Raw genomic sequence first — 13,421 nt, forward strand, 5'->3', positions numbered from 1 at the left:
GTCTATTTAAACTAATTCATATTAGCAAAGAGTAGCGCCAAGGGCGGTTGAGGAAATACACATGGCTTTTCATCACGCACAACATTCACAGTCGCTAAACCAAAGCTTGTCAGAGCTTAATGGCGATATTAATGTTTCTTTTGAGTTTTTTCCGCCATCGACCCCCGAAATGGAACAAATTTTATGGAACTCAATCCGCCGTTTAGAGCCACTCAAGCCTAAGTTTGTGTCAGTCACTTATGGCGCTAACTCTGGTGTGCGCGATCGTACCCACAGCGTGATTGAACGTATTCAGCAGGAAACCAACCTCGTTGCTGCGCCGCATCTGACTTTAGTCGATGCCAGCGATGAAGAGCTATTAGAACTGGCTAAGCATTACTGGAAATCGGGCGTGCGTGACATAGTGGCGCTACGGGGAGACTTACCTGCTGGTAGCGCAAAACCCACCCGTTTTGCAGCTGATTTAGTACGTTTGCTGCGCTCAGTGGCCGACTTTGATATTTCTGTCGCCGCATATCCTGAAGTACATCCCGATGCAAATAATGCACAGGCAGATTTAATTAACCTTAAACGTAAGATTGATGCGGGTGCTAGCCGCGCCATTACTCAGTTTTTCTTCGATGTGGAATCTTACCTGCGTTTTCGTGACCGTTGCGTTGCAGCGGGGATTGATGTTGAAATCGTGCCGGGCATTTTACCAGTGACCAACTTTACTCAGCTGAAACGTTTTGCGGGTATGACCAATGTGTCACTACCAGGTTGGCTACATAAACAGTTTGAAGGGCTAGAAAACGATGCGGGTACGCGTCAATTAGTCGGTGCAAACGTGGCGATTGATATGGTTAAGGTATTGTCACGTGAAGGCGTGAAAGACTTCCATTTTTATACGTTAAATCGCGCTGAATTGACCTATGCGATTTGCCATACCTTAGGTGTGCGAGTGTAGTTTGCTATAGAGGTTGGGAAGGTCAGATTAAAAAACGCCGCACAATAATAATGCGGCGTTTTTGTTTTTAGGTTAATAATTGCTAGATCCTAAATTGTGCTATTAGGGTTTGTAAGCGTGCTGACAGTTGTGCCAGTTCATCACCTGCCTGCGCTGTTTGTTGTGCGGCTTGGGTTGAGCTATTGGCAATATCATTGATGTTATTTACGTTTTGATTAATTTCTGCCGAGACAGCACATTGCTCATTTGCTGCGCTGGCAATTTGAATATTCATTTGGCTAATCGTTGATACCGCATGAGTAATTGCTTCGAGAGCTTCACCTGCTTGATGCACCTGTTCGACACAATTTTGCGTCGTAGTGGTGCTGGTCTTCATAGCGGCAACGGTCGACTTGGCTTTTTGTTGCAAGACTTCAATCATCTGCTGAATTTCAGAGGTTGAGGTTTGGGTGCGACTGGCAAGAGTGCGAACCTCATCGGCCACTACCGCAAAACCTCGTCCCTGCTCTCCGGCTCTAGCGGCCTCAATTGCGGCATTAAGTGCAAGTAAGTTGGTTTGGTCGGCGATATTACGAATAACGATCAATACTGAATCAATTTCAGTGGTGTTCCGCTCTAAATCATCGATTGCGTTGGCCGCATTTGCAATCTCTTCGGCGAGGATGTTAATCGTTGCGACGACTTTTTGTACCACCAATTTACCTTGTTCAGTAGACTCATCGGCATGATTAGCGGCGTCAGCAGCATCGGTCGCGTTTTGAGCGACTTCTTGAACGGTAGCAGCCATTTCGTTCATGGCGGTGGCAACTTGTTCAGTTTCGAGATACTGACGATGCGCCATTTGCTGGGTTTCTCGCGTAATCCCCGACATTTCTTCGGCCGAGGTTGCCAGTAAATTTGTCGAGTCAGAAACCTGTGAAACGGTAGAGTGAATTTTTTCGACAAAGCGGTTAAACGCCTGTGCTAATTCGGCAATTTCATCTTGGCTTGTAATAACCATTCGACGTGTTAAATCGCCTTCTCCTTCAGCAATATCATTCATGGCAGCGGTTGTTTCTGCGATAGGGCGAGTAATACTTTTAGCGATAAACCAAGCGATACCTGTACCGACAAAGAGTGCGGCTAAACCAATTAGTAATAGCTTTAAACGAATATTAGCAATGGCTCGCTCGGTGTGGCTTCTGTCCATTGCAATATCAAGTACTCCAAATATTTGCCCTGAGTAATCTTTTATGGCGTGACGATATAGCGCGTAAGAAGTGTTATTTAAGGTAATTTTTCGGCTGACTTTGTTGCCTTGCATGACCGCTTTAAGCTCACTAACTGCTTGAGTATCTGGTGTAAATGTAGCGCCAAAGGGTTTGAATCCATTACCTTCTGGTAATAACAAAGCAATATCTGCTTGATAGGCCTGTTTAAAGTTATCAAAGAAAGGTTGCCCAAATGACATACCTAATTCGACTGAGCCAGTATGGTTCCCCTGATAATTCATCGGCACTAAACCACGAATACCTAAGCCTTCAACACCGTACTCCAGACCGCTTAATGAGTGTTTTTGCGTATTGGTTTCAACAATTGTTTTACGGATAGCGCTGAGATCATCGCCAAATTTCTCTGGGCGGTGTAATCGTAAAAAAGAAGTGGCGGGTGAGGTGTGAAATTGAAATTGTTGTACGTCAAATTCTTGCTTCAATTGTTTAAATATTGGCAAAGTGCGCGCAGCAAGTGCATCACGGTTTTGTTCAGCAAAGTCGCTTTGAATTTCAGGTGTTAATGAAATAATTGTTGCCATTGCCTGCGCAAGCTTGCCTGAAGAAGTAATTTCAGCAACGGCGGTTTCATATAACTTTTGTAGTTCTCGTTGTTCGGACTTTTCAACCTGATTGCTGAATTCTGACAGTACGAACGGCAAGATAAATCCCATCATTGCTAACAATAATAAGCAGATACCAATTACGATCCTCGAACTAATTTTTAGGTTTATCACGGTAAATTTCCCAGTTGGATATATCAATCTTATTTACTTGCCTGCAATTATAAGGATGCATCAATTGCAGATTTACGATGGCATAAGTCATTTTAACTGATATTTTTTATTCGGGGTCATTTTGTGATCTGTAGCACACAAGTTTTTTTAATTCTAAATATTTACTTAGCAGGCTAAGCAAGTATAATGCTTAGCCTGCTAAGTAAATGGATGATGACATGGATACTGAACTAGAGCGGCTTAAAGAGTTATCGCTGGCAGAAAATCTAGGGCGTTTACATCGACTATGGCGCACGGTGGCTGATATTGAACTCGCACCGCTAGAGTTAACTCATCCACGCTGGACAGCGCTCTGGAAGCTATTGCGTTTAGGTGACAATGTGAGCCAAAAAGTGCTCGCCGATGCACTCGAAATTGAATTAGCGTCTTTAATGCGCACATTAGGTCAATTAGAGGAGCAAGGGTTAGTCTGCCGCCATAGCTGTAAAAAGGATAAACGCGCAAGGATTGTGAGCCTGACGCCAGCGGGGCGTGATGTATTAACGCAAGTAGAAAAACGGATTATTCAAGTACGTAGTGAATTGCTAACGGGCATTAGTGCCGTTGAGCTTAATGAATTTGAACGCATTATTGGACTAATTAGCCACAATGCGTTAGCGAAAATGGCCACCGCGCCGGTAATAATTGAGTGAGAAAAAGATGACACCGGATCAACAATTTGCCCGCTTAGTTAAAATAGCAATGCTCGGTTTCGTGCTGATATTTGGCTATTTTATGTTTGCAGACACTGTGATGCCCTTAACACCTCAGGCTATGGCGACCCGTGTAGTGACAAAAGTCACGCCACAAATTAATGGTAAAATTCAAACAATAGCGGTAACTAATAATCAGACCGTCGTGAAAGGGGATTTATTATTCGAGGTCGATCCTGCGCCTTATTTATTGGCAGCATCCCAAGCTAAGTTAGCATTAGAGCAAGTTTGGCAAGATAACGCAGAGTTAGATGCTTCACTCTTAGCCGCTAAAGCGGATGTGAATGCCAGTATGACGACGGCGCAGCAAAAACGCAGTGAAGCTAAACGTCTTGATACCTTATATGTCACCCACGGTATTTCTTTACAGCAACGCGATCAGGCCAGTAGTGATGCTGCTACCGCGGAAGCGAATTTACTCGCGGCGCAAGCCCGTTTAGAAAAGTTAAAAGTGAGCCGTGGCGTTTATGGTGACGGCAATCTTAAAGTGCGCCAAGCACAAAATCACTTAGAACAAGCTGAACTTAACTTATCCTATACGCAAATCCATGCTGATCAGGATGGTGTGGTAACGAATCTACAACTTGAAGTGGGTAGCTTTGCTTCTGTTGGACAGCCACTTCTCGCATTGGTATCAGATAAAGTTGATATTATTGCTGATTTTCGTGAAAAAAGTTTACGCGGTATTACTGCATCTTCTATTGCTTTGATTGCTTTTGATGGTGAACCTGGTCGACTTTATCGTGCACAAGTGAGCAGTGTTGATGCTGGGGTGAGTGCAGGGCAGTTTGATGCGAATGGCCGTTTAGCTGCACCACAAGAATCAGATCGCTGGGTACGCGATGCACAGCGTTTAAGATTGCATTTAGTGTTAGAGGGTAATGCATTAAATAACCTCCCCGCTGGAGCGCGCGCGACGGTACAACTATTACCTGAAAATGGTCTATTTAGTCTGTTAGCTAAGTTACAAATAAAAGTCATTAGTGTGCTGCATTATATCTACTAAATTTATGCTCCATGTCGGCCGCGTAATTAGGTTATTTCTAAAAAAACTGACCTAATTAATGGATGCTGCTTCCCCCCAAATACAGGGGGTTTACCCCAAGCAAGATCACTTTAAATGAGTTGCAATGTAGATGAGTACCAATCTAGGTAAGCAGCACTGTGGATATAGATTTACGATGAACACAAAATTAATACAAGGCGAGCTGTATGTTGTTATTACGCCATAGTCCACTGACTGCTAACGATTTACGCCAGTGCTTACGCATTGCGACGGGCGGTACTATTGGTTTTACCCTGTGCAAAATTTTCGGCTGGAGTAATGGCGTTTTTTTTACCGTCACACCTATGCTATTGCTTGGATTAGTACCGGTGATGAGCGGTCATGCCATGCGCCAACTATTAGCTTCATCGGTAATGGCGGGTATTGAAGTTGGATTACTCGGTGGTTTTTTTGGTAGTCATCCAGGATTAATGACACCGATCGTTTTTTTACTGTTTTTATATCGTTTTGCTGCCATGTCACGCGGTAGTTTATTTCTATTTGGTGCCAATGGCGTGCTGAGTTTGAGCATCATGCTGCATTTTGCCAGTTACCCAAATACCGATTTAAATGACTTAGTATTTAGTAATTTCTGGGCCACGGTACTCTCAGTGGCGATAGCTTATTTAATGACAGCACTTTGGCCAGATGTAGAGCCCAGAGCGGCTTATAAGCCTGGACCTAAGGCGCCACATCGTATGCGGCACGAGGCATTACTGGGGGCCAGTATTGCAACGGCCTCTTTTTTAATATTCCAAATATTCAATTTACGAGACTCTATGTCAGCCCAAGCGACAACTTTGTTATTGTTGTTTCCTATGCATTGGGATGGCGCCTTGGATTATGCCCGTAAACGTGCCATTGGTACGTTACTTGGCGTGTCATTTGGAGTGTTAGTACAGTTGTTTCTTTATGATTGGTCGGGATTATTGCTATTGATTGTGCCCTTGTTGTGGATAGGATTAATGCTATTTAGCCAAGCACACGTTAGAGAAGCCAATGGCTCAGGAGTTGGGTTTGGCGCGCTGACAACCTTAGGTATTCTATTTGGGCAATATCTCACCCCAGGCAATGATCTTATCTTTAGCGCCCTTTATCGGGTGAGCAGTATTCTTATTGCCATCGTCGCCACATTATTTATGTGTTACTTAATCCATAAAATATTGAATCGTTTTGAATCAACTCGTTTTGGTTATTAGTGTGTATTAAACTAGTGAGACCATTTTGCAGTTGATGACGGCAAAAATAAATCAATACGGTTTTTACTACATAATAAATAAGACGTAATTGTACTTTATGCTTAGCTAAAAATAAGCATAAACAATAATAACCACCTATGCTTTAGAGCTTCACCCCCTTTTAAAGGAACGCAAATGAAGATTACCACATTGGTCATTAGCCTGACGCTTGTCAGTGGCTATGCCGCCGCCTCGGATGCTCCTGTGCAACCCACAGGCGTTATGCCTCCATCAGCACAACTTTGTGTCAGCTGTCATGGCGCACAAGGTGAGGGTATTGAACCGCTTGGCCCTCGATTAGCTGGACTCTCATCAGAATACATTTCAACGCAGCTACATCATTTTCAACAGGGTATCCGCCAAAATGCCACTATGATGCCAATGGCAATGACGCTTCAAGGTGACGGGATTGAGCAAGTCGCCAGCTATTTTTCAGCCCAGCAAGTTAAGACCCCGGTTACGCCAGTTATCCGCGGTAAACAGGTTACTTTTGCTGACGATACCGCCCGCTTAGCTTATCAAGGTGATTGGTCACGTGGTTTACCAGCCTGCGTGACATGTCATGGTCCTTCTGCATTAGGTGGCGGCTTATTTCCTCGCTTAGCGGGCCAACAAGCCAGTTATATCAAAACACAGTTACTGGCATGGCAAGATGGCACGCGTAAAGGTGATGTTGATGGCATGATGGCGAATGTTGCCAACAAGCTCACCGCTGCTGAGGTTGACGCCTTAGCAACTTACTTTGCCAATTTGAAATAAGGAACCGGCCATGAAATATTCAGCAATGTTACTACTGGCTGCGATGGGATTGTTAACCGTTCAAGCGCAAGCCTCTTCAACGGAACAGGTACCAGAGCGTCCTGATAAACAAGCCCCGCTGCCTTCTTTCCCTAAAATGCCAGATCAAGCCTATTTAACGCTTAGACCCTTAAGTGCAATCCCTGATGGGGCTTTTGGCGATAAGGTACGTTTAGGTTACCAGTTGTTTGTTAATACTCAGCAGCTGCGAGACAAGTATGTAGGTAACGAGCTTAACTGCGCTAACTGCCACATGGACGCGGGCCGCAAAGCTAATGCCTCACCGTTATGGGGCGCTTATTTCGCTTATCCGGCTTATCGTAAAAAAGACGATAAAGTCAGTAGCTTTGAAGAGCGTATCCAAGGCTGTTTTAACTATTCGATGAATGGTAAAGCTCCTGCTTCGGGTAGCCCTGAGTTAGTCGCTATTTCAGCCTACGCTTATTGGTTGGGTATGGGCGGCTTGATGGATGAAGCCAAAATCAGTGGTCCAGTCCCTGAGCTGAGCGATGCTGAGTTAGTGAAAGGTGCTAAGCGTGAAGACTTCCCGTTACCAGAGATACTTGCCAAGGCGATGACTGTCGATCAGCGTGCTAACTTGCCGGGTCGTGGTTATCCTGAAATTCCAAAACCTGAACTCGCTTATTCACCTGAACGAGGTAAAGAGGTTTATGTAGCTCATTGCCAAACTTGCCATGGTATTGAGGGGCAAGGTCAAGCGATAGCAGGCGTATATGCATTGCCACCTTTGTGGGGCCCTAAAAGTTACAACTGGGGTGCAGGTATGCACAGAGTTAACACCGCTGCATTTTTCATTTATGAGAATATGCCCTTTGGTAAGAGCATGCAGTTGACTAACCAGCAGGCTTGGGATGTTGCAGCTTATATCAACTCCCACGAGCGCCCACAGGATCCGCGTAGCAAAGGTGATGTCAAACAGGCTCAAGACAAATACCATAATGACAGCGATTACTATGGTCTCACTGTTGATGGCAAAGTGTTAGGCACTGAGTCTTATCCTGTTTTTCCGAAAAAGTCATAGTTGAGCCGCTCTCATTCAGTGCTCGTGTGATGTTATAAAGCGAGTGAATCAGTTAGACAGAAAAGCCAGTAAGCCTATAGCCTTGCTGGCTTTTTTATTGGTCAATTGTACTAAGTGCTCTGTGATTTCAGGGTATTAGTACTGAGTGATTTAGCCCACTAGTATCGGCTTGTCATGGCATTTTCTCACCGACACGCAGCCAGTCCATCCTTGGATGCTCGACCGCCCGTCTGATGTGAAAGGATTCACAAATACCGTGATGGCATGGATGCCAAAAAGCGGCCATGGGGCGGACGGTCGTCTCGCAAATCACCATGACTCGCCTTTTGAGCATTTGCGTAACCTGTTGGTTTAAAATACAGAGAATTTAGTAATTAATGGGTCATTAAACTATCTTGAGTACGCAAAACATATCGGGGGAGTTTAACCCTCTCCGAGTTACCTAAGTGGCTGTTTTAAGTTTTTAGTTATATAAAACAGATGGTTGATACACGTTTCTGTATTTCTCTATTGATATGAATGATCCAGTGACGTCCATTGAGTCTAAAAAAGACACCGTTTATGCCCTCATCGCTATGTGTTATAACCGTACAACAAACAAAGGCCGCATCGCCTTTCGTACGCGCAGCTGTGGACGTAATTTAGTCATTATTAGAACAGGAGTAACTTTGATGATTCTTCAAAGGTATATGGATTTGCCTAAATTTGTGAGTTTACTGCAAACCAAATCTATCTACTTAGCTAAGATGGCGGCATTCGATGACGCTTTGGAAGGCGGATTAACAGTATCTGATTTTTTCAAAGTATCTAATGCTCCGAAAACGTTTGATTTTGCATTTAATTTAGCATGGCCAAGTTATAACGAATCCCAAGATGAAAGAGAAGAAAGATCGACTGCTGCCCATAAAGCTCAAAATGAACTCCGTGAGAGAAAATTCGAAACTCTATTCGGTGTATATCAATGTGACGAAGCTGAGCAACTATTTCCAATATGTAAACAATGGCTATACGTTAGTTGCTGGCATCAATCACCACATGAATGCTCTGCCATGTGGAAAATATACGGCAGTGACAAAAATTCAGTTTGCATCTTTACAACAGTGGAAAAATTAAAGGCTTCTATAGCTACCAGTAACTTATTTAAAAACATAGACTTTCGTGAAGTTAACTACATTAGCCATATAGATCATGAATTCTCTATTGATCCTATATCCCCTTTCATTGCCAAATCAAAACCGTACACTTTTGAAAACGAATTTAGAGTAGTGGCTTGGAATGAGAATATTGATTTGACTATGAGCAGCGTCAACAGTGAGGTGGGAGCATTATTAGGTGTAAAACTAGAAACACTAATCGATAAAATCGTGGTTTCGCCATATTCAGACCCATGGTTCAAGAACTCAGTAAAACAACTATGTAATGAATTGGGTGTATCGGTTGATGTCATTGACTCTGAAATAAGAATGGAGCCTATCAAGGGTTTCTATGATGCATTGTCTCATTTAGATAAATTAGTTTGATAGCTAAAGCTGGCACTGTGTAAAGCATTATATTGATAGATGACTCAGTAACCACCAAGTATGCATCTACGAACACACTTGCTATAGCGCAGGAATGCCGCTCACAGAGCCAAATGAATACACCCAAATATCATTTAAGTTAGATAACTTGATGAATATAACCAATTGAAGGATAAGAAATACTGAGGCGTTAATTTGCACGCTGAATTGACATGAGCACCTTGCTTCATTGAATAATCTATCTCGCACTTATTGAAAAACCATTATGCTCTCCGCGCTATAACAACTTATCTTGCAATAAGGATTACCGTGTCTCAGTCATTGGAACAACCTAAGTTAGAAGCTGCACAAATTTGCCCGCTGTGCCAAGGTGCGAATCAATGTGCGGTGATTTTGGGTAAGGGCATTGAGGATTGTTGGTGCGCGCTGCAGGTGTTCCCACCTTTGGCCGCCTTGCAAGAGCAAGCTTTAGATGAGCCTCAGGTATTAAGTTTACAACTAGCGTCTACCGATGCATGTATTTGCCAAGTCTGTTTAAGCCTACTAAAACAAGGGGGAAATTCGCGTTTATTTAGAACGCAAGATGAACAAAGCCCATCGAGAGTGGTCGATGGGCTAGGCTATGAACTAACGTAACGGGCTACTTATGGATAGTTACTTATCAATCTTGTATTCGATTCGAACCATAGTTTGTGCGGTGACTGGTTTACCATCTTCAAACTTAGGTGCGTAGCGCCACTTATCGATCATTTTCAATGTTTCTTTTTCGAATAACGCGCCCCCTTCAGAGTTAGTGATCTCGGGATTTTTAACAAATCCCATCTCATCGATAGTGAGATTCAACTCTACCCAGCCACTTTTTTTGCGTTGGGCATAGGACATTGGATAGTCTGGTACGGTACGGAAAATAGGTTGTTGTTCCTGTGCGTCGGCCCATGGGCGCATTTTACCGATAGCAATACAATGGGCTGTGGATTGCTCGCGTTTATTCTGACGTTCGTAAAGTTCGACTAAATAAGCGTGGGCACTTAAGGCATAGGGATGACTGAAATTAAGTGCATCAAACTGTTTAACCACTTCGAGTAATAAAGGTTCGGCTTTATTGTCATGTTTGTCTGCAAACTCAACTGCGCCAACAATATAGGTGGCCTTAACCCTCTCTAATGCATTTTCGGGTAAAATTTCTTTATAAATATCATAAGCATCGAAGACATAGTTTCTTACGTCTCGAGTGTAGAGTTCGGTTTTGGATAAGCGACTGAACGCGGCCATTTTCACATCGGCTAGAACTTTTTTATTATCAGATTTTTCTGCAACCGCCATAGCATCAAGGAAATAGTCTTTCGCTACTTTGGCTTTGGCGGCTGTTTGCGCTGCGCCGAGTAAGGGGTCGATAAGCTCAAATGCTTGCTTACCATAATGGATTTTATAGTTAGCAAGCGCGAGTTTATATAATTCATTAGCCTTGGCGGTTTGCTGAAAATGGGTTTCTATAAATGGGTTTGGCGCGACTTGATTTTCTATCGCACTGGCCCAGTTTATAGCGAGGTTGGCTAAGTCGATACTATCTTTGGCATACTGAGCCTCACCGAGTTGGTAAGCCGTTTTAGCACTCGCTTCAATGTTCGCAGTATCGCCTTTTTCCACAGCGGCTTGATAGTCGCTATAGGCTTTAGCAAAGCTATTCTCAGAGGCGTGTAAGATAAAAGAGGTGCCTAAAGTGAGGGCAAGAAAGTAGGCGATTGGCAGCATTTTTCCATGCGACATAATGTATATCCTTATTATTGATGAATCTAGATGATACATAGGTGCGCGTTTTGAGACAAATTTGTTTTGTTTTTGTTGTGCTTTGAGGGGCGAGAATAGGGGCGAGAAAAAATTAATTTGACCGATAGGCGATCCGAGTGAAGCGTAGGCTCGCCTATTGGTCTTTTAAGAGGTTATTTAGTGATAAATTCGACTGAAAACTGCCCAAGTGCGCCGTATTCAAAATGGCAGATTTGCGCCAATGGCAAGTCAAGTACGCCCGCGTAGGAGCCGGTAATCACATATTGGCCTTGAGTTAAGCCAATACCTTGGGTTGATAAAAAATTAACCAGCCAGTAGAGCCCTGCTTTAGCGGAGCCATTGGGATGAATGGCGGTTTTTTGCAGTGTGTCGCCATCTTGAATATTAACCTTGAGCTCAAAACCACTGGTATTTAAACCCTCTAGCACGTTAAGCACTGGGCCTAACCACAAGCCTTGATTAACTAAGCCATCGGCTAGGGCATCAAAATAGGTCGCTTCACTGGGCGTGTGGTAGCGGCTTTTTATCAATTCAAGCGCTAAGCGAGTGTTACCTAAAGCCGCATCGATTTCAGTTTCGGTATAAGGCGTCGCTCTTGGCGGCAAATCGCGAGCTATCTCAAAAGCCAGTTCGGGTTCGACGCGAGCCAGTTGTTGATTCGATGCATACAGTGGGCAAGTGGCCGATTGTTGATATACATCATGTTGATAAATAGGCGCAACGACAGTTTTTTCGGCAGTGGGCAGTAAGCATTTCCACGCTACGATAGGATTGTTGTCGGTAGTGCTAAATATTTCTGCCACGGCTTGTTGAATGGCGAAGGCCTGCTCGAAGTTTGTTGGCCTTAGTTCTGAGTTAAGTAAATCTCCGTTTGTGCCTGCAGCACGCCGCTTGGCGAGTTCTTTTGCGGCGGGCTTAATACACCTTTGTACTTGCTCGAGAGTGACGGTAGATAGCATTAACTTTCCTATTTAAACAGTTTGCCTATAAAGATGTGGCATAAAAGAAGGTGGCCGATAAGCCATTTTAGTCGGCCAAATATACTCGGTTAATGCTATCACTGGAAATGGCAATGTCCGCATAGATTTAAAATCAATCGCTGTAGAATTAAGGATGAGGGCTAACACCCCAAAAACGTTAAGCGATTTAAACTCATATCGCACATATTACTCATGTAACAGCAATGTCAGTTAAAGTATCCAACCTAGCACTTATCTTTCCATAATAAGAGGCTAGATATTGGCTTAACTCAGTGCCAGAATGGCAGCCCATTTCGTGGTCTCTATTGGACTCATCCGTGAATCTCAACCTTAATGCCCCACAGGCAAATAATCATGCTCAACTCGGGCTTATTTTTATCTCCGTTGCCGTGTTGTTTTGGGGCATATTGCCGATAGCCTTAAAACTATCAGGTGCTTTTATCGATCCGGTAACACTAACGTGGTTCCGCTTTCTGGTTGCGTTGTTAGTCAGTATATTGATCCAATGGAGCGCGGGCAGCCTTAAGCAATTTGCCGCGCTCGATGCCAAAGTTTGGTTAAGATTGGTGCTGGCGGGCATGTTCTTGATGTTTAATTATGTTTCTTTTGTTTACTCCCTCGATTATCTCGCGCCTGGTGCTGCCCAGCTAAATTTCCAAACATCGCCTTTCTTCTTAGCTTTTGGTGGTGTGCTATTTTTCAAGGAACGGCTTAACGCAGTGCAACTCAGCTGTTTTGCGACCTTAGCTTTAGGTATGCTGATGTTTTTCCATCCTAATTTAAACTTTTCAGCCACGAACAATCATCAAGTTTGGATTGGAGTGATGATTATTCAATTCTCGGCGTTGTCTTGGACCAGTTATGCCTTATTGCAAAAGTCATTACTAAATCGATTATCACCTGCCAATGTGCTTTTAGTGCTCTATGCCTTAGGTATTTTCGTAATGGCTCCCTTTAGCGATCTTAGTCAGTTTGCCGAGATGGACAGCTTTGAGTGGCAGATAGTGTTATTTTGCGCCGCCAATACCTTAATAGCTTATGGCTGTTTTGGACAATCAATGAAATATTGGCCGACGGCGCAGGTGAGCGCAATGTTAGCCTTAACGCCAGTATTTAGTTTTAGTGCGACAGCTATCGTGGTCGCGGTGGGCTGGTGGCCTGAAGTCTTTCATGCCGATGAATTAGATGGATTATCGCTGTTGGGGATTGGTGTAATCATAATGTCGGTGATGGTGGTTCAGTTATTACCGCTTTATCGCAATCGTCAGCTAAAGCGTATGCAAGTAATCTAACGTTTAGATAAATATTTTACCTATGGGAAAGGT

The 13,421-nt window shown here is 43.6% G+C and carries 12 protein-coding genes; 9 read left to right on the forward strand and 3 right to left on the reverse strand.

Annotated features, from left to right (window positions below; all coding sequences use genetic code 11):
• Positions 1-61 precede the first annotated feature (61 nt).
• Positions 62-946: a methylenetetrahydrofolate reductase gene (metF, locus tag C9I43_RS00825; RefSeq protein WP_076499157.1), complete on the forward strand. Its 885-nt coding sequence runs from the start codon at positions 62-64 to the stop codon at positions 944-946.
• Positions 947-1,028: 82 nt separating this feature from the next.
• Here metF and C9I43_RS00830 read toward each other — a convergent pair whose 3' ends face one another.
• Complete coding sequence (locus tag C9I43_RS00830; RefSeq protein WP_181317901.1) at positions 1,029-2,930, reverse strand: methyl-accepting chemotaxis protein; 1,902 nt, start codon at positions 2,928-2,930, stop codon at positions 1,029-1,031.
• A 221-nt stretch (positions 2,931-3,151) separates the two neighbouring features.
• On the opposite strand from C9I43_RS00830, the gene slyA reads away from it, so the two are divergent.
• From slyA to C9I43_RS00870, 7 genes are all read left to right on the forward strand, one after another.
• On the forward strand, positions 3,152-3,625 hold the full coding sequence (gene slyA / locus C9I43_RS00840) for a transcriptional regulator SlyA (protein ID WP_076499154.1): 474 nt from the start codon (positions 3,152-3,154) through the stop codon (positions 3,623-3,625).
• 7 nt (positions 3,626-3,632) lie between these two features.
• Positions 3,633-4,691, forward strand: a complete 1,059-nt coding sequence (locus C9I43_RS00845; protein WP_076499151.1) for an HlyD family secretion protein — start codon at positions 3,633-3,635, stop codon at positions 4,689-4,691.
• Positions 4,692-4,900: 209 nt separating this feature from the next.
• Positions 4,901-5,929 (forward strand): DUF2955 domain-containing protein, encoded by a 1,029-nt coding sequence (locus C9I43_RS00850; protein ID WP_076499458.1) that lies wholly within the window; start codon positions 4,901-4,903, stop codon positions 5,927-5,929.
• Between the two features lie 174 nt (positions 5,930-6,103).
• Complete coding sequence (locus tag C9I43_RS00855) at positions 6,104-6,727, forward strand: c-type cytochrome (RefSeq protein WP_076499149.1); 624 nt, start codon at positions 6,104-6,106, stop codon at positions 6,725-6,727.
• Positions 6,728-6,737: 10 nt separating this feature from the next.
• On the forward strand, positions 6,738-7,808 hold the full coding sequence (locus C9I43_RS00860; protein ID WP_107881501.1) for a c-type cytochrome: 1,071 nt from the start codon (positions 6,738-6,740) through the stop codon (positions 7,806-7,808).
• 527 nt (positions 7,809-8,335) lie between these two features.
• Complete coding sequence (locus C9I43_RS00865; protein ID WP_146157128.1) at positions 8,336-9,328, forward strand: DUF2971 domain-containing protein; 993 nt, start codon at positions 8,336-8,338, stop codon at positions 9,326-9,328.
• A gap of 309 nt (positions 9,329-9,637) precedes the next feature.
• Positions 9,638-9,964 (forward strand): cysteine-rich CWC family protein, encoded by a 327-nt coding sequence (locus C9I43_RS00870; RefSeq protein WP_107881505.1) that lies wholly within the window; start codon positions 9,638-9,640, stop codon positions 9,962-9,964.
• 18 nt (positions 9,965-9,982) lie between these two features.
• Here C9I43_RS00870 and C9I43_RS00875 read toward each other — a convergent pair whose 3' ends face one another.
• Both C9I43_RS00875 and C9I43_RS00880 read right to left on the reverse strand, forming a co-directional pair.
• Positions 9,983-11,095, reverse strand: coding sequence for an energy transducer TonB (locus C9I43_RS00875; RefSeq protein WP_107881507.1), 1,113 nt, complete (start codon positions 11,093-11,095; stop codon positions 9,983-9,985).
• Between the two features lie 173 nt (positions 11,096-11,268).
• Positions 11,269-12,075 (reverse strand): hydratase, encoded by an 807-nt coding sequence (locus tag C9I43_RS00880; protein WP_107881509.1) that lies wholly within the window; start codon positions 12,073-12,075, stop codon positions 11,269-11,271.
• A 338-nt stretch (positions 12,076-12,413) separates the two neighbouring features.
• On the opposite strand from C9I43_RS00880, the gene C9I43_RS00885 reads away from it, so the two are divergent.
• On the forward strand, positions 12,414-13,388 hold the full coding sequence (locus tag C9I43_RS00885) for a DMT family transporter (protein ID WP_107881511.1): 975 nt from the start codon (positions 12,414-12,416) through the stop codon (positions 13,386-13,388).
• The last annotated feature ends 33 nt before the right edge of the window (positions 13,389-13,421 follow it).

The sequence above is a fragment of the Shewanella morhuae genome, assembly GCF_003028295.1.
Classification (GTDB): domain Bacteria; phylum Pseudomonadota; class Gammaproteobacteria; order Enterobacterales; family Shewanellaceae; genus Shewanella; species Shewanella morhuae.